At 69.9% G+C, this 21,129-nt stretch carries 21 protein-coding genes and 6 pseudogenes; 13 read left to right on the top strand and 14 right to left on the bottom strand.

Annotation, left to right across the window (positions count from 1 at the left end; genetic code table 11):
* Positions 1–91: 91 nt before the first annotated feature.
* Together ACIBH3_RS31820 and ACIBH3_RS31815 are read right to left on the bottom strand one after the other, a co-directional pair.
* A pseudogene (locus ACIBH3_RS31820) lies at positions 92–363 on the bottom strand (transposase); the annotation flags it as partial.
* Between the two features lie 139 nt (positions 364–502).
* Positions 503–871: a winged helix-turn-helix transcriptional regulator gene (locus tag ACIBH3_RS31815; RefSeq protein ID WP_396315574.1), complete on the bottom strand. Its 369-nt coding sequence runs from the start codon at positions 869–871 to the stop codon at positions 503–505.
* A gap of 94 nt (positions 872–965) precedes the next feature.
* Here ACIBH3_RS31815 and ACIBH3_RS31810 point away from each other — a divergent pair, with 94 nt between their 5' ends.
* On the top strand, positions 966–1,805 hold the full coding sequence (locus ACIBH3_RS31810; protein ID WP_396315570.1) for an SDR family oxidoreductase: 840 nt from the start codon (positions 966–968) through the stop codon (positions 1,803–1,805).
* A gap of 718 nt (positions 1,806–2,523) precedes the next feature.
* Here the strand turns inward: ACIBH3_RS31810 and ACIBH3_RS31805 are convergent.
* Both ACIBH3_RS31805 and ACIBH3_RS31800 read right to left on the bottom strand, forming a co-directional pair.
* Positions 2,524–3,243 carry a dienelactone hydrolase family protein gene (locus ACIBH3_RS31805; RefSeq protein WP_396315569.1) on the bottom strand — a complete coding sequence of 240 codons (720 nt, stop codon included), beginning with the start codon at positions 3,241–3,243 and terminating at the stop codon, positions 2,524–2,526.
* A gap of 215 nt (positions 3,244–3,458) precedes the next feature.
* The gene (locus tag ACIBH3_RS31800) at positions 3,459–3,917 is read right to left on the bottom strand and encodes a hypothetical protein (protein ID WP_396315568.1); all 459 of its coding nucleotides are present in this window, start codon (positions 3,915–3,917) and stop codon (positions 3,459–3,461) included.
* A 319-nt stretch (positions 3,918–4,236) separates the two neighbouring features.
* Here ACIBH3_RS31800 and ACIBH3_RS31795 point away from each other — a divergent pair, with 319 nt between their 5' ends.
* The 3 genes and pseudogenes from ACIBH3_RS31795 (at position 4,237) to ACIBH3_RS31785 (ending at position 6,458) form a co-directional block, all read left to right on the top strand.
* Entirely contained in the window at positions 4,237–4,800 is a 564-nt protein-coding gene (locus tag ACIBH3_RS31795) for a GNAT family N-acetyltransferase (RefSeq protein ID WP_396315567.1), read from the top strand.
* A gap of 76 nt (positions 4,801–4,876) precedes the next feature.
* Positions 4,877–5,855: pseudogene (locus tag ACIBH3_RS31790) on the top strand (transposase family protein).
* Positions 5,856–6,185: 330 nt separating this feature from the next.
* Positions 6,186–6,458, top strand: coding sequence for a hypothetical protein (locus ACIBH3_RS31785; RefSeq protein ID WP_396315566.1), 273 nt, complete (start codon positions 6,186–6,188; stop codon positions 6,456–6,458).
* On the opposite strand, the gene ACIBH3_RS31780 is transcribed toward ACIBH3_RS31785, so the two are convergent.
* From ACIBH3_RS31780 to ACIBH3_RS31770, 3 genes are all read right to left on the bottom strand, one after another.
* A complete protein-coding gene (locus ACIBH3_RS31780; RefSeq protein ID WP_396315565.1) occupies positions 6,452–6,892 on the bottom strand; it encodes a hypothetical protein in 441 nt (146 codons plus the stop codon). The genes ACIBH3_RS31785 and ACIBH3_RS31780 overlap by 7 nt on opposite strands.
* 200 nt (positions 6,893–7,092) lie before the next feature.
* Positions 7,093–8,271, bottom strand: a complete 1,179-nt coding sequence (locus tag ACIBH3_RS31775) for a GDSL-type esterase/lipase family protein (protein WP_396315564.1) — start codon at positions 8,269–8,271, stop codon at positions 7,093–7,095.
* A 97-nt stretch (positions 8,272–8,368) separates the two neighbouring features.
* Positions 8,369–8,938: a TetR/AcrR family transcriptional regulator gene (locus ACIBH3_RS31770; RefSeq protein WP_396315563.1), complete on the bottom strand. Its 570-nt coding sequence runs from the start codon at positions 8,936–8,938 to the stop codon at positions 8,369–8,371.
* A gap of 93 nt (positions 8,939–9,031) precedes the next feature.
* Between ACIBH3_RS31770 and ACIBH3_RS31765 the strand changes: the two genes are divergently transcribed.
* The 8 genes and pseudogenes from ACIBH3_RS31765 to ACIBH3_RS31730 form a co-directional block, all read left to right on the top strand.
* On the top strand, positions 9,032–9,310 hold the full coding sequence (locus ACIBH3_RS31765; RefSeq protein WP_396315562.1) for a hypothetical protein: 279 nt from the start codon (positions 9,032–9,034) through the stop codon (positions 9,308–9,310).
* A gap of 227 nt (positions 9,311–9,537) precedes the next feature.
* Positions 9,538–10,257: pseudogene (locus ACIBH3_RS31760) on the top strand (transposase); the annotation flags it as partial.
* Positions 10,176–10,781, top strand: a pseudogene (locus ACIBH3_RS31755) (transposase); the annotation flags it as partial. The pseudogenes ACIBH3_RS31760 and ACIBH3_RS31755, both read left to right, overlap by 82 nt.
* A gap of 337 nt (positions 10,782–11,118) precedes the next feature.
* Complete coding sequence (locus ACIBH3_RS31750; RefSeq protein ID WP_396315576.1) at positions 11,119–11,613, top strand: hypothetical protein; 495 nt, start codon at positions 11,119–11,121, stop codon at positions 11,611–11,613.
* Between the two features lie 141 nt (positions 11,614–11,754).
* Positions 11,755–11,964: a hypothetical protein gene (locus ACIBH3_RS31745; RefSeq protein WP_396315561.1), complete on the top strand. Its 210-nt coding sequence runs from the start codon at positions 11,755–11,757 to the stop codon at positions 11,962–11,964.
* Between the two features lie 31 nt (positions 11,965–11,995).
* A pseudogene (locus ACIBH3_RS31740) lies at positions 11,996–12,148 on the top strand (transposase); the annotation flags it as partial.
* 354 nt (positions 12,149–12,502) lie between these two features.
* Positions 12,503–13,270, top strand: a complete 768-nt coding sequence (locus tag ACIBH3_RS31735) for a S1 family serine peptidase (RefSeq protein ID WP_396315560.1) — start codon at positions 12,503–12,505, stop codon at positions 13,268–13,270.
* Positions 13,271–14,432: 1,162 nt separating this feature from the next.
* Positions 14,433–14,642, top strand: a pseudogene (locus tag ACIBH3_RS31730) (helix-turn-helix domain-containing protein); the annotation flags it as partial.
* Positions 14,643–14,848: 206 nt separating this feature from the next.
* Here ACIBH3_RS31730 and ACIBH3_RS31725 read toward each other — a convergent pair.
* The 6 genes from ACIBH3_RS31725 to ACIBH3_RS31700 form a co-directional block, all read right to left on the bottom strand.
* On the bottom strand, positions 14,849–15,697 hold the full coding sequence (locus ACIBH3_RS31725) for a PhzF family phenazine biosynthesis protein (protein ID WP_396315559.1): 849 nt from the start codon (positions 15,695–15,697) through the stop codon (positions 14,849–14,851).
* Positions 15,697–16,584: a carboxylating nicotinate-nucleotide diphosphorylase gene (gene nadC / locus ACIBH3_RS31720; RefSeq protein WP_396315558.1), complete on the bottom strand. Its 888-nt coding sequence runs from the start codon at positions 16,582–16,584 to the stop codon at positions 15,697–15,699. The genes ACIBH3_RS31725 and nadC overlap by 1 nt, the downstream gene beginning before the upstream one ends.
* Before the next feature lie 291 nt (positions 16,585–16,875).
* On the bottom strand, positions 16,876–17,169 hold the full coding sequence (locus ACIBH3_RS31715; protein ID WP_145797028.1) for a DUF1330 domain-containing protein: 294 nt from the start codon (positions 17,167–17,169) through the stop codon (positions 16,876–16,878).
* Between the two features lie 32 nt (positions 17,170–17,201).
* Positions 17,202–18,602 carry an MFS transporter gene (locus ACIBH3_RS31710; protein WP_396315557.1) on the bottom strand — a complete coding sequence of 467 codons (1,401 nt, stop codon included), beginning with the start codon at positions 18,600–18,602 and terminating at the stop codon, positions 17,202–17,204.
* Between the two features lie 26 nt (positions 18,603–18,628).
* A complete protein-coding gene (locus ACIBH3_RS31705; RefSeq protein WP_352345670.1) occupies positions 18,629–19,087 on the bottom strand; it encodes a MarR family transcriptional regulator in 459 nt (152 codons plus the stop codon).
* 18 nt (positions 19,088–19,105) lie between these two features.
* Positions 19,106–19,468 carry a transposase gene (locus ACIBH3_RS31700; protein ID WP_396315556.1) on the bottom strand — a complete coding sequence of 121 codons (363 nt, stop codon included), beginning with the start codon at positions 19,466–19,468 and terminating at the stop codon, positions 19,106–19,108.
* Here ACIBH3_RS31700 and ACIBH3_RS31695 point away from each other — a divergent pair.
* A complete protein-coding gene (locus ACIBH3_RS31695; protein WP_396315555.1) occupies positions 19,462–20,148 on the top strand; it encodes a plasmid pRiA4b ORF-3 family protein in 687 nt (228 codons plus the stop codon). The genes ACIBH3_RS31700 and ACIBH3_RS31695 overlap by 7 nt on opposite strands.
* A gap of 81 nt (positions 20,149–20,229) precedes the next feature.
* Here the strand turns inward: ACIBH3_RS31695 and ACIBH3_RS31690 are convergent, their stop codons facing one another.
* Positions 20,230–20,724 (bottom strand): tyrosine-type recombinase/integrase, encoded by a 495-nt coding sequence (locus tag ACIBH3_RS31690; RefSeq protein ID WP_396315554.1) that lies wholly within the window; start codon positions 20,722–20,724, stop codon positions 20,230–20,232.
* Positions 20,725–21,129: the final 405 nt, after the last annotated feature.

Below are 21,129 nucleotides of genomic sequence, written 5' to 3'. Positions count from 1 at the left end.
CCTCACGGAACTCCGCGTCGAACTTCCGCCTCTTGTCTGCCATGACTCCCAACTTCCCCTGCAGTCACGGTCTCTACGCTACGAGGGGAAGGTCAACGGCCTCCGGGGTGCGGATCTCGGTCGGGTCCAGCCCAGTGTCTGCTTGAAGAGTCGGAAGGTGTGTTCGGGGTCGAATCTGCGCAGGCAGGACCGCCACCAGCGGTCGACGCCATCGGCGGTGGCGCCGGCGGCCGAGGACCACAGCCACACTGAGGCGGGGTCACGGTCGCCAGGTAGGTGGTCGACCTCCAGGCGGATCAGCGTGCCTTCGAAAACGGGCAGCTCGGTGTCGCGGTCGAGCCAGCAGGTGCGATGGGTCAGCCGTCGGCGCGCAGCACCGGCCTCCTCGGCGCGAGCTGAGCGTGGCTCAAGCCCTCCTCCTGGCGGACCAGCCGGACCAGGTCATCGGGTCGTGGGTGCTCGGTCACGCTGGATGCGCCTTCGTGGTCGAGCCCTTACCACGCTATCCCGCGTTGCGCGGCGACAGCTGCCGGGTAATCCGGTCGAACAGCTCCGCCAGCGGCTCACCGACGTCCCGACCGAACTCGGTCAGCCCGTAGGTGACCTGGGGCGGCGTCGTCGGCTCGACCTCCCGCCAGAGCAGGCCGTCCTGGACCAGCGCGCGCAGGGTCTGGGCGAGCATCTTCTCGCTGATGCCCCGGATGCTCTCGCGCAGCTCGTAGAACCGGAGGTCGTTGCTCCGCAAGGAGATCAACACCCAGACGCCCCACCTGCTGGTCACGTGGTCGACCACATCGCGCGCGGGGCAGTCGGTGTGAAACACCTCATACCGCTCCCCCGCCTCGGCCTGTGTGTGCTGCGCCCTTCCCATCACGTGATGAGCTTACCTGTAGGTATGTCCTTACCAGGAGTTAGCCCGGCTCCTACCGTGAAGGCCACAGAAGACATCGGACAAGGAGCTGTACATGATCGTGGTGACCGGGGCTACCGGGAATGTGGGCCGGCCGTTGACGCGGGCGTTGGCCGAGGCGGGTCAGCAGGTGACGGCGGTGTCACGGCACGCGGCGGCAGTGCCGGACGGCGTCCGCCACGCGGCGGCCGACCTGGCCGAGCCGGCCGCCCTCATGCCTTCGCTGGCCGGAGCGAAAGCGCTGTTCCTGCTGCTGTCCGGAGACATGCACGCCGCCGGAGCCAGCCCGGCCGACATCATCGACGCAGCCGAGGCCAGCGGGGTCCGCCGGGTCGTTCTGCTCTCCACGCAGGGCGTGGCGACCAGGCCCTGCGGTGCAACGCGGATCGCGATGCGCGCGCTTGAGGACGTGCTGCGGGAATCCGGCCTGGAGTGGGCCATCCTGCGGCCGGGCGGCTTCGCCTCCAACGCCCTGTGGTGGGCCGAGTCCATCCGCGCGCGACGGGTCGTCGCCGCGCCCTTCGGCGATGTCGGGGTGCCGATCATCGACCCGGCGGACATCGCCGAGGTCGCGGCGGCCTGCCTGCTGGATGACCGGCACACCGGCCGCGTGTACGAGCTGACCGGCCCGGAGGTGATCACGCCGCGCCAGCAGGCGGAGGCCATCGCCGCCGCGCTGGGCTCGCCAGTACGGTTCCACGACCTCACCCGCGACGAAGCCAAGGCCGCCATGGCCCAGACCATGCCGGCGGAGCTCGCCGAGGACACCCTGACCATCCTCGGTTCCCCGAACCAGGCCGAACTGCGCGTCAGCCCGGACGTCCAGCGGATCCTCGGCCGCGCCCCGCGCCCGTTCGCCGACTGGGCCGCCCGCAATATCGCCGCGTTTCGCTGAATCAGGTCAGGGCCGCTGGAACTGCTCGGCTTGCTCGGCACTCCACTGCTGACAGCCGAGGAACCTGATCCGAAGCTGACGTTGGCGCAATGCCCGGGACTGACACTCCAGACAACTGACTTCGTCTTCAGAGGCTCCGCTCCGGCCCGAAGAAGTCTTCGACCTGCTCGTGCAGGAACTTGACCTGCTCGTTCAAGGTGACCAGCGTCGCGACGAGCGCGCGCACGGAGACTGGAGTAGGACGCTGTCACAGCGGTGGGCTGGCCCAGGTGCTTGGCGCGCAGTACGCCTTGGTTTGTGGGGTCTTATCGGGGTGCCGCGTCGGCGGGCGCGCTTGAGGGTCGCACCGATCTGTGTGGCCGTCAGTTTCGCCGCAGCCGCCGGATTAGGCGCTTTGGCCAGTAGGTCCAGGGTGTCGGGGGCGCCCAGGTCGTCGAACGCCTCCAGGGCGGCGGGGAAGTAGTGGAGCAGGGCGTGCCGCAGCCGCTGTTCGGCGGCTTTGTTCACGAGAACCGACAGCACTTGTACACGAGTTTGGGCAGCACTCGAAGCTGTGCCGAAAGGAGTCGAACAGTTCCTGACTTCGGGCAGCACGGGCCCCTGCCATGTTGGCAGGGGCCCGTGGTGTAGAGAGCTGGGGAGAGCCGGGACCTGTCCTCGACGAGCAGCATCCTGGCCGACACCGCTTACCGTCCGGAGGCGGCCTGACGGCTCGGCCTCACCTCAGGTGCCGGTCGTAGAACCGGCACCCGTCCTCCACCTCGAACCACGGGGTGCCGACGTGCCCGCCCAGATTGGCGTGCAGCGTCTTCTCCTTCGTGCCGAAGGCGTCGAACAGGTCCAGGGCCCGCTGTCGGGGGTTCCCTTCGTCGTCCCACTGCAGCAGGAACAGCAGCGGAATGGTGACCTGCCAGGCCTCCTCGCGCTGGGCGCGGGGCACGTAACCCCCGGCGAAGAATCCGGCGGCCGCGATGCGCGGCTCGACCACCGCCAGCCGAATGCCGACAGCGGTCCACCCTGAGTACCCGACCGGCCCGCCGATCTCGGGCAGCGAAAGGAGGGTGTCCAGGGTGGTCTGCCATTCCGGGACCGCCTTTTCGACCAGCGGGCCGATGAAGGACTCGAAGATCTCATCGACCGGCTCGCCTGCCTGCATCGCCCGGCGGAGGTCGGCACGGGCCTGCTCGTCGGCAGCGGAACGGGGCCGGTCACCGCACCCGGGGGCATCGATGGCAGCCACCGCGTAGCCGTACGCCGTGCAGTGCCGGGCCCGGGCCACCAGCCGGGATTCCCCCTTGGGCAGGCCGTTGTTGTGGGCCATCAGGATCAGCGGAGCCGGTGCGGATCCAGGCGTCCACAGGGTGCCGGGGATCTCGCCGAGGGTGAATTCGCGTTCGAGGACGCCGTCGTCGAGGCGCTGTTCGGAAGTGAATTGCATGGTCGTGCCTTTCGGGAGGGCTCTGGAACGGCGCTCCCGGACGACCTATCGCCCAACCGTGACCCCGGAGGGGAGCACCCATGTCGATACTGCGTTCACGGGTACCACCTCCTCGTTCTCTCGCACGGTCTCCGGAAACGTAGCAGTGGTCGCCGTGGCCCGCCAAACGGATTCTCGCGCAGGCTCCGTGGCTGGATGTCACGGAGGTCGGAACACTACGCGGAGCTACTTGGGGCCTCATCGCGGCTTCCCGAGGTGAGGCCCAGCGACGGCGGGGCGCGCTGGGGGCGCTGTCGCTTCTCATGAACATCGAACACGCCATGCCGCCGACGCCTGACGGCGGCCGTGGCAATGTCCAGGTGTGCGGCCAGTTGAGTCCCGGCTGATGGCCACGAGAAATCCAGGTGGATGGCCGTCGGGCCTGTGGTGTTCCTGATCGCTTCCGTTGACGGAGCGGCCAGGGCTTCTGCGGCCCCGGCGTCACACTGACTCTTCCAGGCCGAGATCAGCGAGGAGTACAGGCCCTCGCGGCGCAGCAGCGCGCCCTTGCCCTGCTTGTCCAGGGTGTCGTACTCGGCGAGGATCCTCTGCTTGTACGCCGCCGAGAACCGGCGATTCGTGGAGCGGGGCTCCACCTGCGGATCCGGGGTCCTGTGGTCGTTGGTGCTGGCCACCTGGGACTACTCCTTCTCCGCCCTCGACTCAATGAATCATCCAGTATGCCTGACTTGTCTCACTTTGCCAGAGAGGGCTTCGACGCGACCGCCTTCATCGCGGCCCACTCGGTGTCGTAGTCCGGACGGACCTCAGCGACCATGCGCACCGCGCGACGCCGCAGCTCAGCGGGGTAAGGGGAGGGACGTGCCATGACTCAATCTCAGAGAATCGAGTCTCCATTCGAACCGGTGCGGTTCAAGCTAACGAGTAGCCGCACGATAGTGACGCGATCTTGATCGTGTGGGAGCCCCGCGACTTGCGCGCTGGCATGTGGCGATGCTGGCCTGGAAGGATCGGCTCGTGATGAAAACCTCGGTGACTATGCGCGAGCTTGTTGTCGGTGACTGCCAGGCTGTACATGCCTTCGTCAGCCTGCCGGAGGCTTGCCGCTACCAGGCGTGGGGGCCGAACACCGAGGAACAGACGCGGGACTTCGTCCAAAGCGCGGTGGATGCCCAGTTGCAGTCCTCGCGGGCGAGATTCGTGTATGCGGCCTGCCTCGACGGTGAACTCGTCGGTATCGGCGAGTTGAAGGTTCGTAGCCTGGCCCACCGTCAGGGCGAGATCTCCTATCTCGTCCATCCTCGGGTGTGGGGTCGAGGCGTGGGCTCAGCCATCGGCGGGGAACTTCTCGGCAGAGGGTTCGGGCTGATAGGACTGCACCGGATCTATGCGACCTGCGATCCTCGTAACGTCGCATCGGCCCGGGTGCTGGGCAAGCTCGGCATGACCCACGAGGGCCGGCACCGGCACACCACGCGGATCCGGGATGGCTGGCGTGACTCCGACGTCTTCAGCATCCTCGACCAGGAATGGGCGCACCGGCCCGGGCCTGAATGATCGGGGTATCGGTGGTCAGGCTCCGGCAGCGGCCCTGGTGCCGGAGGGCGAAGAGCCGCGCGGGATCATCTGGAGTGTGAAGTCAAGTTGGGCCCGCGCGGCCTGTTCTGATTCTGCCCTGTGCGGGATCTCGAAGGAACACCTGGGTGCGTTGATCACCGAGTTGGCCGGGCCGTGGACCGCCGCCCGAGACTCTGACCTTGCCAAACGGCGTGGCCATGGTCGACTGCGGGCGGCCGGGGCTGGGCCGGATCACCACTTGGTTTTCGTGGACCGGGTGCTGGTGACCTTGGTGGTGCTGCGCTGGGCGCTGTCGCACAGGGTGCTCGCGGCGCTGTTCGGAGTCTCGCCCTCCACCATCGACCGGGCGGTCGGAGAGGTGCGCCCGCTGCTGGCCGGTCGCGGCTTCGCGGTGCCGGATCGGCCCGGGATCAGGCTCAGGACCCTCGCGGACGTGTTCGCTTATGCCCAGGCCGAGGGGATCACGCTGCGGATCGACGGTACCGAGAAGCAGGTACGCCGCCCGACGGCGGGGCGGCCGGGCCGTAGGGCGTTCGTGTCGGGCAAGAAGAGGCAGAACACCGAGAAGGCCACGATGATCAGCGACGAGCAGGGGCGGGAGCTGTGGCTCGGGGCGATCCGCCCGGGCCGGATGCACGATGCCACCGCAGTACGCACCGAGGGCATCGAGGAGCAGCTGCGGTTGCACCCGAAGGTGAAGGGCCGAAGTCGGTTCCGGCTATGCCGGTCTGGCCCGCGACTTCCCCGGCCAGGTCAGCGCCCCGCCGAAGAAACCAGCGGCGGACGCCGGGCCGTCCGAGCGCAGCTTCTACGACCACGCGCGCCGCCGCCAATCCCAACGGCGGATCATGGTCGAGCACGCCAACGCAGAGATCAAGCAGTGGCGGTCGCTGCAACGCTGGACCGGCGAGCGCGACGACCTGCCTGAGGTCATCGCCGCAATCGGCGCCCTGGTCTCCGACCGCAGCGCCAAGCGCCCGACCCGCAGCAGGCCGAGCACGGAACTCGACCTCGCCCCTGCGACGGCCTGCTGATCCACCCCGAGCCGAACCGCCAGGCCAGCACGTCCCAAGCCCTATCGTGCGGCTACTCGTAAGACCGCGCGCCCCGCCCGTATGCGGTCAAATAGGAATCCTGGCTATCAGTTGGCAGGAACATGCTGCGCTCTCACCACCCGGTGTACACACTTCTGCCTGGGGCCTCCGGCGGTCGGAGGTCGGGAGGGAATCAGCATGAGCATCGGAAGGCGACTTGCAACCGGCGCGGCAACGCTCGGCCTCGCTGGCGCTGGCCTTGTGGCAGGGGCTGGGTCGGCGAGCGCGGGCTCAACCTGCAGCTCGTACGGGACGAACTACGGCGCGACCGTGACCATGTGCCTGTACTCCTACTCCGACCGGTCCGGCGGCTACATGCACTGGTCGGTCGACCGCTCCGGCGCGCGCACGGACGAGCGGATGTACTTCACGCTCCAAGGCGGCGGCGGGGCCTGTTCCGCCAGTGGCAACTGGAACGACTACCAGTCGACCGAGGGCTACATATACACGTACTGCGGCACGCCTCTGCGTGGCATCTCGTACTCCACGGAGAGCGGGAAGAACAGCAGCAACGGCACCCACACCACGGCCTGGCTCTACTGATGGCGCGATGTCAGTAGGCCGTCCGTGCGGCGGGGCCTGCTGGCCCCCGCCGGCGGGCCGCCCGAGGCGTGACTGCGCCCCGGCCGGAATCCGGCGCGTCCGCTCAGCACGGCGTCGGGGGGCCAGGGGTGCAGCGCAGCGTCGCCCGGGTGGGCGTCTTCGGTGCGGGCTCCGGGCGCGCCGGGGTAGAGGCTGACGCCCGGGTTGGCGCCGGGCGGGTCGCTCCACCGGCGGCCGTGCCTGTCGACGAGGTGGACGAAGTTGCCGGTGGTCACGCTCGTGGCGATGGCCTCGGCCGTGACCGCGGCGCCGGCGCCCGGCACCGGGGCGCCGAGCGCCGGGTTCTGTCTCAGCACGGCGGCGGCCGCCACGGCGAACGCGAACGCGAACGCGAACGGGCCGACGGTCAGCCCGTGTTCGTCGTGGAAGCTCACCTCCCCCGCCGGCATGGCGAGTTCGCCCGCCGCGAGGGAGAGCGCGACGGGTGGCGGCGTGAGGAGGGGGCCGCGGAGGAGGATCGTGGCCGGGACGGGGCGCAGCGACTGGTCGGCCGGCCGGCCCGGGAATCTGCTTATCGGGCGAGAGCTGGTGTTGCCAACGGGTACGCTCTCCTCGCCGGTCGGGGGTGTCCGGGTCAGCCGGTCGTGGTGGTGAAGGGGCCGTTGTTCGCGAACACGAGCTTGGCGAAGTTCTCGCCGATGCGCTGGTGCCCTTCGGGGGCGGGGTGGATCGCGTCCGGAAGCGGGAACTCCTCGTGGTCGCTCTCGCCGTACAAGTCGCGTCCGTCGAGGTAGTGGAGGTTGGGGTCCTCGGCGGATCGCTGCTTGACGATGTCGGCCAGGACGTCACGGACGATCGTGAGCGTCAGCCGTCCGGCGGCGGTCTCGGCCGGGTCGCCGGTGGCCTTGAACTTGAGGGTTCCGCTTGAGAGGTCCGGCATGAGGGGGCCGGGGGTGTTCTCGTGGGTCGGGCACAGGACGGGGGAGACGAGGAGTAGGGGGGTTGTGGGGTGGCCCTCGCGGATGGTGTCGAGAAAGCCGTGGATGGCGGGGGCGAAGGCGCGCAAACGCATGGTGTCACTGTTGACGACGTTGATGCCGAGCTTGACGCTGATCAGGTCGGCGGGGGTGTCACGCATAGCACGTGCGGTGAACGGGTCCACCAGTGCGCTGCCGCCGAATCCGAGGTTGATCAGTTCCACACCGCCTGCGGACGCGGCCAGGGCGGGCCAGATCGTGCTGGGGAGGACGGCGTTCGAGCCGTGGCTGATGGAACTGCCGTGGTGCAGCCATACTCTGCGCCCGTTGTCCGGCGCCGGCTCGACGGGGGCGTTGGTGTGCAGGGCGATGACCTCGGTGATCTCCGTGTGCGGGAGCCAGATCTCGATGTTCTTCTCGCCTGCCGGGAGGTTGGTGAAGTGGGCGGTGCCCGCCGGTCCCGCGGTGAACTCCGCGGTCTGGGTCTGCATGTCCGTGATCGTGCGGACGTTCCCGCCTTCCACGGTGGACTGGGCGGTGAGCCGGCCGTCGACCAGCAGGTCGTACACGCCGTCCGGTGGGGGCGGGAAGCCCAGGTAGACGCGCTTGGTGGGCAGGGCGTCCAAGTCGATGGTGGTGGCGCTGGTACGGAAGACCAGCCGGACCCCGGAGGGCTGGGCCTCGGCCACGGCCAGCCGGTCGTCCGGGATCTGGCGGCGCGCCCAGGCCGGCAGCCGGTGCGGCAGCAGACCGTGCGCGGTCTCCTCCACGTCGAGGTGCCCTCGTAGAAAGCCGGCGGTGATGGGGGTGGTGATCAGGTTCTGTTCGGTGCTCATGGCCTCGAGCCCTTTGGTCCTTTCTGGGTGAGGGTGGGGAGGGGCGTAGGAAATCGGGGTCGGTGTGGGGAACGCTGGCCGGGTGACACATGGCCGGTCAGGGGGCGGACCGGCTCCGCAGTGCGGTGTCGAGGGAGTCCAGGGTCCAGGCCCAGGACTGCTGTGCGGCGATGTCCGTGTGGTCGAAGGCGCCGGCTGCCTCCAGGGCGGCATAGCCGTGGAAGACGCTGCCCAGCATGCGGACCGCGTGCGTCTGGTCCGGCTCCGCCAGGTCGTAGCCGCGCAGGATCGCCCGTGTCATCTGCGCGTGCCGGACGCCGGCGCTGGCCGCGGCGGTCTGCGGGTCGAGCCGGTATCGGGCCGCTTCGTACCGGCCGGGGTGCGCGCGGGCGTAGTCCCGGTAGGCGTTCGCGAAGGCTGTCAGGGCGTCCTTGCCCGCGCGTCCGGCCACGGCGTCGGCGACCCGGTCGGCGAGTTCCTCCAGCGCAAACAGCGCGATCCGGGTCTTGAGCTCGTGGGAGTTCTTCAGGTGCGAGTACAGGCTCGCGGGCTTCACATCGAAACGCCGGGCGAGCGCCGACAGGGTCACCTGGTCGAAACCGGCTTCATCGGCGAGTTCCACACCGGCGAGCGTCAGCCGCTCCGGGCTCAGTCCTGCCCGAACCACAACCATCACCTACTCTCAAATTTGCTACGTTGAATATGCATTAACCTACAAGATATAGGCAAATCGGCGTACTCCCCAGCGAGGGTCGTGGCGATGCGCCGAGGCGCTCACCGGCCCCACCACCCCGGGCCGTCGCCCCAGATCACCGCCTCCCTTGACGACCCCGGGCAGGTGGTGATCGACCTGCCGTTCCGCTCCCGGGGTGCGAGCGTCGTCGCCGTGCTCCGCGCGGTCGTCGGCGGCCACCGGCTGCTGCTTGGCAATCCCAACCTGTCCCCGGAGTTCACCGGCATGCTGGACTGCCTGCGGCAGGCTGGATGGCGGGCCTACCTCGGGGAGGACACCCTCGCCGTCGAGCCGCCGGCCCTCTGACGCGACGGCCCTGACCTGGCCGGTGCCGGGCGACAAGATCGAGGCCGGGACGCTGGCCTGCGCGATCGCGGCGACCGGCGGCAGCGGCCGGATCGAAGGCGTACGCGGCCAGGACACCGTCCCCGTCACGCAGGCCCTGAACTGGCTGGGCATCCCCGCCCTGGCCGAGCCCGACGCCCTGGTCCTGCCCGGCGGCGGCACCCCGATCCTCTCCAGCGTCCGCGTGGCCGGCCGCGGTCACCGCCGCCCAGCTGCGCGAAGTCATCGGGCGCCTGATCGAGGCCGGGCACTGGACCCGCGGCGATCCGGACATCCTGCTCGTCATGGACGCCGGCTACGACGTCACCCGCCTGGCCCACCTCCTGTCCGACCTGCCCGTCGAGCTCATCGGCCGACTGCGCTCGGACCGGGCCATGCTCCGCGACGCCGGCGAACCCCGCTCCACTCCCAAGGGCGGGCGCCCCCGCAAACACGGCACCGCGTTCACCTTCACCAAGCCCGAATCCTGGCACGAGCCCGACACCACCACCCACACCCAGACCACCCGCTACGGCAACGCCGAGGCCAGAGCCTGGGACCGGATGCACCAACGCCTGCAAAAGCGCGGACCCTGGCTCGACCACCAAGGCGAAATCCCCATCACCCACGGCACGCTGGTGCGACTCCAGGTCGACCGCCTGCCCGGCGAGCGCGAGGCGAAGCCGCTGTGGCTGTGGTCCTCGGCCACCGGCATCGACACCGTCCACCTGGACCAGATCTGGCGCACCTTCCTGCGCAGATTCGACCTGGAGCACACCTTCCGCCCACTCAAAGGCACCCTCGGCTGGACCGCCCCGCACTTCCGGGCACCGGACAGCGCCGACCTGTGGACCTGGCTGATCATCGTCGCCCACACCCAGCTCCGCCTGGCCCGCCCCCTTGCTGCCGACCTGCGCCGCCCCCGGTAACGCCTCCTGCCCGCAACGAAGTTGACCCCGGCACGAGTCCGCCGAGGATTCCGCAACATCCGTGCGAAGATCCTGAGGCTGTCGCACAACTGCCGGACTCCAGCTGTCAAGGGCGAGTTGCTGTTCGAGTTTTCCGACGCGTGCGTGTGCGAAGGCATTCTGGGGTGGGGTTCAACTTCATCCCGTGCCATCGTGATCGGGCCTTGGCGGTCTCCCCGAACGTCCGGGATTGGCTTCCGCCCGATCATCTGTGCTGGAAGGTCGTGGAGTTCGTGGGGAGGCTGGACCTGTTGGGATTCGTAGCCGGCTACCGGCACGACGGGCAGGGGCGGGCGGCCTATCCGCCGACGGTGCTGCTGGCACTGTTGCTCTACTGCTACAGCAAGGGGATCCGCGCCACGCGTCAAATCGAGCAGGCGTGCCTCGACGATGTGGGCTGCCGAGTGATCACCGCGAACCGGAGGATCGACCACTCCACGATCGCACGCTTCATCCGCCGCCACCGCCAGCCCTTGGGATCGATGTTCGTCCAGGTCCTCGCCCTATGCGACCAGCACGGCCTCGTGGACCTGGCCGCCGTTGCGGTCGACGGCTCACCGATGGACGCCAATGCGGGCCGCTCGTCGAACCGATCCCTTGAACGGCTGGAGATGATCATTGCCCAATGCGAGGCTGAGATCGCCGAGATGACGTGCGCGGCGGCCGCCTACGCGCAGGCGGCCGAGGCAGGTGACCTGCCCACCGCGGGCGAGCCACTCGATCCCGACCGGTCGACGGCACGTCTGTCGCGGTTGTCCGACCAGCTCTTGCGAGCGCGCTCAGCGAGGGACAAGCTCCTCGCGCGCTCTCTGCCCTCCGCTGGTGAGATGCAAGATCAAGGTGGAGGGCATCGAACGCGTAGTCGCCCGCGCGAAGAAGCGCCTGGCAGCCGAGACCACCGCCCACCAGGCGAAGCTGGACCACTATGCCGCGCGGACCAAAGACCACCAGGCGGCAGGACGACGTGCCGCGAACGGTCGGCCGCCCGTCCCGCTGGAGGCGAAGACGGTCATCGTGCGACAGCGCGCGCGACTGGCCCGAGCACTCGAACGACTGGAGGAGGCGCGCAACCCCAGGCCGGCCCCGACAGCGACCGCCCGGGCTTCACTCAGCGACCCCGACTCCCGACTCATGCTGAGCAAGCGCGGCGGCTTCCTTCAGGGCTACAACCTGCAGATCGTCTGCGCACGGAGCCAGCTTCTCCTAGCGGTCGAGTTGCAGGATAACCCCGCGGATATGACGGCCCTGGTCCCGATGGTGAGGACCACCCAGCACAACTGCCAGGCCGCGGGGATCACCGAAGAAGTCCGCGCATAGCTCGCCGACAACGGATACGCCTCGACGGCCAGCTTCGAGGCCCTGGCCGAGCTTCCCCTCCTGGTCGCAGTGGCCGGTGACTCATACCCCGACGGCACAGAACCGCCGACTGCCGAAGACCTTCCCACAGGCCATCGCGAGATGGCCGCCCGACTTGCCACCCCTGCCGGCCGCAGCCTCTACAAACGGCGCAGTGCTCTGGTCGAGCCCGGCTTCGCCCAGCTATTCCAACGGTTCGGGCGTGAGCTCCACCTCCGAGGACACGACGCAGTGGACACCGAGATCAAGCTTCTCGGCACCGTGCACTACATGAACAAGATCTTCCGCCTGAAGACCAAGGACCGCCCTTGACAGCTGGAGTCCGGCAGTTGTGCGACAACCTCTCCCGACCCCGGCCCGTGTGCCGAAACCCTCCCGACCCGGCCCCGGACGACCCCCCGGTTCGAAGAACCGCAAGCCGGCACCCCGCCACGACGTCGGCAAGACCGTCAAACGCGAACCCACACTCGAAGCCCACCTCGCCGCGCGAGGTTAAAGATCAAGCTAAGCCAAGCGCTCACCTGGACCCGCCCGGGTCGCCGAGCGGTCCGGAACTACCCGGTCACCGGTCCGTTCCGGTCGGCCGCCCCCACGTCGTGCGCGGGCTCGTGCCAGGTCGTCCGGACGACCAGGCCGCCCGGGGACAGGTGCTCGACGGCCCGGCACGTCGCCGCCCAGGACCCGGCCGCCCGCCACCGAGGCTGGCGGTGCGTCACCGCTCTGCGCGACGAAGCGTCAGCTAGCCTGTCGTGTCACATGCCACAAGTGGCGTGGCCACCGGCGCGCCACCTTCCCAAGGGGTTCTGTGTTGCTGCGTAGACTCATCGTCTCAGCGGGGGCAGTGCTCGCCTTGGCGTTCGCGAGCACGCCACCGGCCGCCGCGATCGTCGGCGGGAGCGACGCCGCCCCCGGCTCCGCGCCCTACCAGGTCAGCATCGTGGCGCAAGGCTTGTTCGGCTGGAGTCACGTCTGCGGCGGCTTCCTGCGCGACGCGAACACGGTGGTCACCGCCGCCCACTGCGTCAACGGCAAGGATGCCAGCTCGCTGCAGGTCAAGTACGACGGCGTGGACCGCACACGTCTGGCCCAGACAAGTAGTGTCCGCAGCGTCCTCGGGCACCCGGACTTCAACGCGCTGACGATGGCCAACGACGTCGCGCTCCTGAAGCTCGCCACCGCGGCCACGGAGAACGGCAGCACGGTCGCGTTCGCCCCGCTCACCGCCACCGCGCCGACGGCGGGCGACGTGGCCACGGTCACCGGCTGGGGCCGCACCCAGCAGGACGACACCACCCTTCCCACCGGCCTTCGCACCATCCAGGTACCGGTGACCACCACCGCCGACTGCGAGGCCGCCTACTCCGGGCTGAACCTCAACCTCGGCGGAGACGAGGGCGGCCTCCTGGACGGCCTCGACCCAGTACTCGACACCACGAGCATGTTCTGCGCCGGCCCCGCCGACGGCAGCCAGGGCTTCTGCACCGGCGACAGCGGCGGCCCCGCCGTGGTCAACGGCGTCGCGGTCGGCATCGTCTCCTGGTCACGAGGCTGCGCCTCGGCCGGCTCGCCCGGCGTCTACAGCAGCGTCGCCTACTTCCACGACTGGCTCTCCCAGTAGCCCCTCTGCATCACCCCGGCTTGCGCGGGCCCCGACTGGATCCCAGCCGGGGCCCGCCAGCTCAGAGCCTGACCCGTGGCCATGCCCGGCGGCCGGCCGCGCCGGGCCGCCGAGCGGTCCGGAACGACCCGGCAGGCGGGCAAGCTCACCAGGGTGCAGTTCGTTTCGAGGGACGACGCCGATCAGGCTCGGGAGCCGGCGAGGTCGGGGCGGGGCGTGCGGGCGACGGGGTGGGCGGCGGGCGCCGGCGCGACCGGGGTCGAGGTGTGGGCGACCCGCAACGCGTCCAGCGCCTGGCTCCAGTCGCGGTGCGTGCGGGGCCGGCTGAGGTTCCCCGGGGATCGGGAGGGCCCGGGCGCCGAGCAGGCATACCGCGATCCACCGGCCCAGGCCCCACGGCCCGGCCGGCAGCAGCACCGCCGAGCCAACCCGCACGCCGCGGTGGTGGAGCTGGTGAACGTCAGCGGTCTCCGCCGACGTCCAGGACGACGTCGTCCGGCCGGAGCCGAACGTGACGGCCAGGCTCTCGGAGCGCTCCGGGTTGCCGAAGCGCAGCACCGGATCGGCGGTCGCGTGCAGCAGCGCGTCCGGTTCCGGCGCCCGCTCTGCGGCGCCGCCGTCCGTGTGCGCGGTGCCGGTGCGGGCGGGGCCGGCGCCGGGCGTTCGCCGGCGGGCGCGGGTTCGTTGCCGTGACGGAATCCGGGTCCGTCGGGGCTTCGTTCGGGCGGGCGGAGTTTCGTTCCACCACGAAAGGCGTCGTCCCGGGGCACGGGGAGGACTGGTTGCCCCGTCGGCGGGAGGGGTCGTTGCACCGGCCGCCGATCCCGCCTCGATCGCGGCGCGGTCGGTCAGCTCCGCTGCGGCGGCGAGCAGCAGCCGCAGCGCGTCCGCCGTCCGGTCCGCATCGTCGCCCTGGTCGAGGGCGTCAGCGAGCGCGAGGGTGGGCGGCGGTGACCGTCATGAAGATCGGGAGGCACTCTGACGGAGAGTCGCCATTGCGCGAGGAGCCGTGCCGGTCGACCCCGTAGGACCACCAGTTGTCGGCGTACGAGTCAACATGCACCACCTCGTACGAGTGACTGTGCGCCAAAGTTGATGCGGTGAATGGCTGCTTTTGGCGAGCCTGCTGTCGTCGGTTCAGACGGCAGAGGGGCGGTTGACGGTGGTCTTGGACCCGCATCGCTGGCTGGAGTTGAGGCGGTTTCGCGCGCTGCACGACTCCGGCGCAATGAGCCAGCGGCAGATTGCGAAGGAGACCGGGCTGAACCGCCGCACGGTCGCGAAGTACCTGTCGGGCCAGCTCCCGGCCGCGCCTCCGCAGCGGGCGTCCGCCGCTTTGCCCCGGCGGCGGGCGGTGCTGGCGGCGACTCCTCGGCAACGGTCGAGCGGATCCTGGGGCGGAAAGCGGGCCGGGTGGCGACGGAGCGCGCCCGCGGGCTGGACATGCGCCGGGTGGTGCCGACGGACCTTCCGGCGAGCGCGTCGGTGCGCCACCGCTTCGACCGGGACGAGCTCGACGGCCCGGTGGTGCGGGCCGCCCTGCTCCAGTTGGCGGTCGAACTAGGTGGACGTCAAACGTCAAGCTTGACGCACGATTGTTCGTGCGAGAGTTGCTTGGCCCCCAACTCGGACTGGGTGTTCCAGGTGGGTGTTGTCGATTGTTGCCGTGATGGTGGATGGGTTGCCGAGGAGATCGCCCATGTCGACGGTGAGGCGGTCCGTGCCGAATCGGGCCATGTGCGCGGCCAGGCAGGCTGTGCTGTTGGCGTTGGCGATGTCCTCGGGGACGCCGATCGACGGGGCGAACATCCGAGCGGCTGCCCGGCCGTGCCGGTCCGGGATCGAGTAGGCGTAGCAGCCCAACAGGCCGTAGCGGTCGCAGGCGGCACGTAGCAGGGCGAAGTCTGGGGAGAGGGCGGCCAACGCGGCGCGCGATCGGACTGGCAGGAGAAGCCTCGGCCGCCCGTTCGAGGCCACGCAGGCGTTGCCGACGACGGCTTCGTCAGCCAGGCCGAGGCCGGCTGTGACCGCCCTTAGCTCGGGTGCCTGGGCGACGCGCAGGTTCACCGGGCCCGGGTCGAACGACGCTGTCAAGCTGTCGCGGTTTCGGATGGCCCGGCCTTCGAAGCTGCGGCTCGTCGTACACAGCACGGCGTGGTGGTCGCTGCCGCCTTCGCGTATGGCGAGCAGCGCCAGGGCCGCGACGGTGCCGTGGCCGCAGGCAGGCAGTTCGCCTTCGGCGGTGAAGAACCGGAGCGAGTACGAGGGACGGCCGCGCTCAACTCCGGTGGCACGGATGAAGACGGCGTGCGAAGTGCCCAGTTCCCCGGGAATGCGGCATCGCTCCTCGTCGGTGAACGACGCTTCGTCGAGAACAGCGGTCGGGCTGCCGCCCCGGCCCTGCCGCTGACACGCGTCGATGACCACTACCTCGGGCATGGCACCGGGTCGGTCGTCAGCAGCATCGTCAGGTCCAGCGCGGGCGCGCTGTGCGTCAACGCGCCGACCGAGATGAGGTCGACTCCCGTCTCGGCGATGGCGCGGACGCTGTCCAGACGGACGGTGCCCGAGGCCTCCAGCAGGATCCGGGAGGCCTCGGCACGCTCGGCCCGGAATTTCACGACCATTTCGATGTCGGCCACCGGCATGTTGTCGAGCATGATCCAGCGGGCCCCGGCATCGAGGGCCTCAACGGCCTGCGCCACGGTCTGCACCTCGACATCGGTCTCCACCTTCTGCCCGGTGCGCGCCATCCCGCGCCGGACCGCGTCGATCGCGGTGGTCACGCCGCCTGCAGCGGCGATGTGGTTCTCCTTGAGCAGCACCATCGCCGCGAGGTTGAGCCGGTGGTTGCGGCCGCCGCCGACGGTCACCGCGTACTTGTCCAGGGCGCGCAGGCCCGGCGCCGTCTTGCGGGTGTCCAGGATGCGCGCCTCGGTCCCGGCCACGGCCTGGACGTAGCGGTCGGTGAGCGTCGCGATGCCGCACATGCGCTGCAGGAAGTTCAGCGCCGTACGCTCCCCGGTGATCAGGCTGCGCGCCGAGCCGGACAGGCGCACCAGGACATCGTCGCCGGTCAGCCGGGCGCCGTCGGGGACGAGCGCTTCCACTGTGACCTCGGGGTCGACCTGGGCGAAGACCTCGGCGACCACGGGGAGACCGCCGGCGATGCCGCATTGCCGGGCGCGGATCTCGGCCACGGCCGCCAGGCCTTCGGGAACGCTCCACGCGGTGGTGATGTCCTGGCCCGACTCGTCCTCGGCCAGGGAAGCGGCGACGGCGGTTCGCGCCGCCTGTGAGGGGAACTCTGTCATGGTCCGTGGTCTCCAGTCCTGTGGTTACGGGCCGAAAATCTGAGGTGTCCCGCGCGCGGACCGCTGTCAGAACCGGTTGCGCCGGCCGTAGCCGGCACCCTCGGCGGCAGTGGGCGGGGCGTCGGCAAGCTCGGCAGCCCACCGCTGCGACCACTCGGTGACCCGAACGCAGGGCCTCGCGGGTGTCGTGGCCGAGCGGGGTGAGGGTGTAGCTGCCGTTGCACAGCACCTCGGCGAGTCGAGCCTCTTGGAGCTCTGTGAGCCTTCAGTGAGGATCCGACTGGACCTCGGTCAGTCGATGCCTTCGACGATGCGGAAGTCGCGCTCGACGCCGTCGGAGAGGGCGACCAGCGCCTCTTGGTAGGCCGCGCTCTCGCGCGCCGCGACGGCCTGCTCGAAGCTGTCGAACTCGATCAGGACAGTGCGCTCGGCAAGTCCGGCGTCATGCGCCACGACCCGACCGCCACGGGCGAAGGTCCGACCGCCCCCGGCCTTGACGGCCGGACCGGCCAGCTTGTTGTAAGCAGCCAGCTTCTCAGGGTCTGAAATGGTGCGGTAGACGCTGACCCAGTAGCCCTTGGGCATGGAACCTCCAGTGTTGGATGAGTGCATCTGACTTACGGGTTGGTCTCGGACGAGCGTCGGCGGGCGAGAGCGAGGCTTGTCAGCGTCGTGATCGCCATGGCGCCGATGCCGACCAGCGCCGCGGTGGTGTAGGCGCTGTCGTCGGGGAAGAGGTGGCCGGGGCCGGTGCCCTCGGCGAGGATCAGGCCGCCGATGGCGCTGCCCAGGGAGTACCCGACGCTGCGGACGACGTAGTTGAAGCTCATGGCGCTCGATGTCTCGCTCTTGGGGGTGACGGCCAGGATGACGCCGGGCATGGCGGCCGAGAAGCTGCCGACGCCGAAGCCCAGCACGCCCATGGCCGCGAGCAGTTCGGCCAGGTTGGACCGGGCGGTGGCGAACAGGACGAACCCGCCGCCGACGATGGCGGCGCTGCCGGCCAGGAGCAGGGGGCCGTCGATCCGCGTCCGGACCCGCGGCGTGAGCTTGCCGGCGACGAACCCCAGCACGGAGAACGGGATGAGGACCAGCCCCGCCACGAAGGTGGTCAGTCCGAAGCCGTAGCCGGCGCTGTGCGGCGTCTGCGCGTAGCGGGTGATGAGCGTGAGCAGGAGGTACATGCCGCTCCCGCCGACGAACATGGCGATGTTCGCCCCGGCGACCGCCGGGTGCCGTACCGCCCGGACGTCGACCAGGGGCGTCTTGGTTCGCAGTTCGGAGACGGTCCAGACGCAGAGCAGGAGTACGGCGGCGACGGCAAGGGTCACCGCCACGGCGAGGTGTCGGCTCCACAGGCTCCTCTCGCCGGCCAGGGGCAGGACGAGGAGCAGTCCACCCGCCAGGACGAGCGCACCGGCCACGTTCACGTGAGCGGAGCGGCCTTCGGGAGCTGCGGGCATGGAGCGCCACGCGGTCACGAAGGCGATGGCGGTGACGAGCAGGCCGAGGCCGTAGGCGGCCCGCAGTCCGCCGAACTCGGCGACCAGCGCGGCCAGCGGGTAGCCGACGCCGGCTCCGATGATGGAGACCACTGAGATCAGGGCGATCGTGGCCGCGCTGCGCTCCTCGGGAAGATGGTCGCGGGCCACGCCCATCATCAGCGCCGTGAGACCGAGTCCGACGCCTTGGGCCGCTCTGCCCACGAGCAGCCAGGCGAACGGCAGCGGCAGCACGGTGAGCGCGCTGCCGACGACGACGATCGCCAGCGTGGCGAGAATCGTGGCCCGCCGGTGCGGACCGGCTCCGAGCCGGCCGAGGACGGGTGTGGCGACGGCGCCGCTGACCAGGGCGATGGTCAGCGTCCACTGCGCGCTGTCGAGGGAGACGTGGAACGTGGTCGCCACGCTGGTGATGAGCGGCGTCCCGAGGCTGGCGACCGCCGCCACGACCAGGGCGATGAACATCAGGGCGGGGACCAGCAGACGTGCCTCGGAACGTATCAGGGCAGTGCTCATGGGCTGGTCATGAGCCTGGGCCGCGGTCACCGGTCCGACTCCTCTCGGGCGTGGCTTTCGAGCTCCGCCAGATGCAGCAGCGCCGGAAGGGCTGCTGCCAAGGCCTCGACCTCGTCACCGGTGAGTTCGTCGATCAACCGCGCGTACGCGTCGACGCCCGCCCGGCGTCGCGTCCGGACGTACGACGCGCCGGCCTCGGTCAGGCACACCAGCGTGACCCGCTTGTCGGACGGATCGCCCTTCCGCTCGACCAGCCCGGATTCCTCCATCACCCGGACGAGGACGGTCATCGCGGGCTGGGTGACGCCCTCGGCCACCGCCAGATCGGTGATCCGTCGCGGGCCGGTCTTGTCCAGGGTGGCCAAGGTGGCGGCGGACGTCAGGCTCATGTCGCGGGGAAGGCGTCTCACGGCCCTGGTGGCCAGACCGTAGAGGGCTGACCCGATGGCATCGGAAGCGCCGTGCGCGGCGTCTCGGCGACTCATGCCTGAAGCATAGCAGCTTTATATGAATCCTTTATGCATCTCCCGGTCAAGGTTCGGCGATACTCGACTGACAACGCGTTCGCGTAAAGATGAACGGCGTCGGTTTTTGATCGCCCTGTTGATCCCTTCGGAGGCGGCGTTGGTGACGCCGGTCGTGATCGCGGCGAGGATCTGCGGCCACCACGTGCTGACGTGCGGCAGCGAGTCGCGCACCGGGGCTTTGAACACGGTGCACATGTCGATCGCGACCACCTGGACCCCGGCCCGCCACTGGCGAGTCTGGGCGCCGATCCACGCCGACACACTCGCCGCGGTGCGGCCCTCGACCTGCCCCAGCAGCCCGGCACCGCCGACCAGGTCAACCAGCCCGACATGTGCCACTGGTCGGCGACGACTTCCCAGATCTCACCGCCGTCGGGCGCCTCGACCAGGCGAAGCTTCGCCTTCCCGCGTCGGGTCTCGTCGATCCCCAGGTGCGTCACCGGCGGCGTGTCCTTCGGCAGCGCAGCCTCGGCCGCGGCCGTGAACGCGGTGTTCGCCACCGGCCACGACACCTCGAAGTCGCGCGCGGCCTGCACCACCGCCCGTCCGCGGTCGGCGACCGCTTCCCCGACCGAGGTACGCAGCCGCGACGTCAACCGCGACCGCGGTGGGATCGACGGCAGCGCCTCGCCGATCGGGAGCTGGGGATCCGCAGCGCGGCGGCCAGGCGGCTTGACCAGGTCGCCCCGAGCGTCGGCGACCGGTTCGGCTACACCTACGATTTTGGCGACGACTGGGAGCACGACATCCTCGTCGAGGCCGTCACCGGCGCCGAACCGGGTATCGCCTACCCTCGCTGCCTCACCGGCCGCCGTGCCTGCCCGCCCGAGGACTGCGGCGGGATGTGGGGATACGAGTACCTCATCGAGATCCTCGCCGATCCCGCCCACGAAGAACACGACGAACGCCTCGAATGGCTCGGCCTCGACACCGCCGACCAGTTCGATCCCGCTGCCTTCGACCTGGCAGAGATCAACAGCACACTGTCCGGCTTCGCGGCCATCCTGACCGAGAACTGACGCTCCACCGTGTGGCATCGATCGCCCCGGCCACCACGGTCGGGGCGATCCTGACCCTCGCAGGATCAGTGCGGCGCCGCACTAGATCTCCTCACTCAGCCGGCGCACCGCGCGCCGGGACGACTCCAGCCCGCGCAGCTCCGGGTTGCCGCGGGCGGTGGCCAGGTAGCCGACCGTGGTTGTCGGCCACCGGTGACCCGGCAAGACCTGGATATCCCAAAGAGGTATCCCTGCTTCGTAGTTGTGTGTCGCGCAGGCGTGCCGCAGCAGGTGCGGGAACAACTCGGTGACCGACCCGCGCAGGTGGAGCTTCGACGCCTTCTTCAGCGCACGGCGGAAGGCGTCCTCGCCCAGTGCGGGTGCGGTCAGGGTGTCCAACGAGACGAGCCCGCCGGGGAGCCGCTCGGAGGGGAACAACGGCGCGAGCGGATCGGACGGATCGTCGCGGAAGCACCCGCGCATGTCCTCCATGTACCACCACAGCAGTTCGCGGCCCTCGGCGAACATGAACGCCTCGCGCTCGCGCGGCGCCCCGACCCGCGCGCGCCCTTGCCTCGCACCAGGAAGCGCCCCCACTGGCCGTTCTCCCAGCGCAGGTCCCCGATCCGTACCCGGCACAGCTCCGCTGCCCGCACCCCGGAGATGTAGGCGGTCTTGGCCATCACGTAGTCCCGCACCGCCAGCGGGTACTTCCGAGCCGCCGGAAGCGCCTGCCGCCAGTCGGCGAAGAACTCCTTCATCGCCCGCGCCGACGGCGGCACCCGCAGCCCGAAGTCCCCCCGGTGCCGCGGACGGTTGAACGGGTCGACCGGGGACTCCACCCCGACCCCGAACCGCTGCGCGATCTCCCCGGCGTACCGCTGCTCCAGGAATGCGAAGAAGCGGTCGATCTTGGTGATCTTCCCACGCACGGTGGAGTGGGCCGCGCTTGCCGGCCCCAGCGAAGTACTGGTCGAGCTGCCGCGGGGACAGCTCCCACGG

Origin of the sequence: Kitasatospora sp. NPDC050543 (assembly GCF_044457565.1) — a bacterium.
Lineage (GTDB): Bacteria > Actinomycetota > Actinomycetes > Streptomycetales > Streptomycetaceae > Kitasatospora.
This window is presented reverse-complemented; position numbering and strand designations above follow the sequence as displayed.

What these genes read in the sequence shown, in the direction of transcription:
- ACIBH3_RS31815 (WP_396315574.1), bottom strand. Translation starts at nt 871, where the DNA reads ATGGGAAGGGCGCAGCACACACAGGCCGAGGCGGGGGAGCGGTATGAG.
- ACIBH3_RS31810 (WP_396315570.1), top strand. Translation starts at nt 966, where the DNA reads ATGATCGTGGTGACCGGGGCTACCGGGAATGTGGGCCGGCCGTTGACG.
- ACIBH3_RS31805 (WP_396315569.1), bottom strand. Translation starts at nt 3,243, where the DNA reads ATGCAATTCACTTCCGAACAGCGCCTCGACGACGGCGTCCTCGAACGC.
- ACIBH3_RS31795 (WP_396315567.1), top strand. Translation starts at nt 4,237, where the DNA reads ATGCTGGCCTGGAAGGATCGGCTCGTGATGAAAACCTCGGTGACTATG.
- ACIBH3_RS31775 (WP_396315564.1), bottom strand. Translation starts at nt 8,271, where the DNA reads ATGAGCACCGAACAGAACCTGATCACCACCCCCATCACCGCCGGCTTT.
- ACIBH3_RS31765 (WP_396315562.1), top strand. Translation starts at nt 9,032, where the DNA reads ATGCGCCGAGGCGCTCACCGGCCCCACCACCCCGGGCCGTCGCCCCAG.
- ACIBH3_RS31745 (WP_396315561.1), top strand. Translation starts at nt 11,755, where the DNA reads ATGGCCGCCCGACTTGCCACCCCTGCCGGCCGCAGCCTCTACAAACGG.
- nadC (WP_396315558.1), bottom strand. Translation starts at nt 16,584, where the DNA reads ATGACAGAGTTCCCCTCACAGGCGGCGCGAACCGCCGTCGCCGCTTCC.
- ACIBH3_RS31715 (WP_145797028.1), bottom strand. Translation starts at nt 17,169, where the DNA reads ATGCCCAAGGGCTACTGGGTCAGCGTCTACCGCACCATTTCAGACCCT.
- ACIBH3_RS31710 (WP_396315557.1), bottom strand. Translation starts at nt 18,602, where the DNA reads ATGAGCACTGCCCTGATACGTTCCGAGGCACGTCTGCTGGTCCCCGCC.
- ACIBH3_RS31705 (WP_352345670.1), bottom strand. Translation starts at nt 19,087, where the DNA reads ATGAGTCGCCGAGACGCCGCGCACGGCGCTTCCGATGCCATCGGGTCA.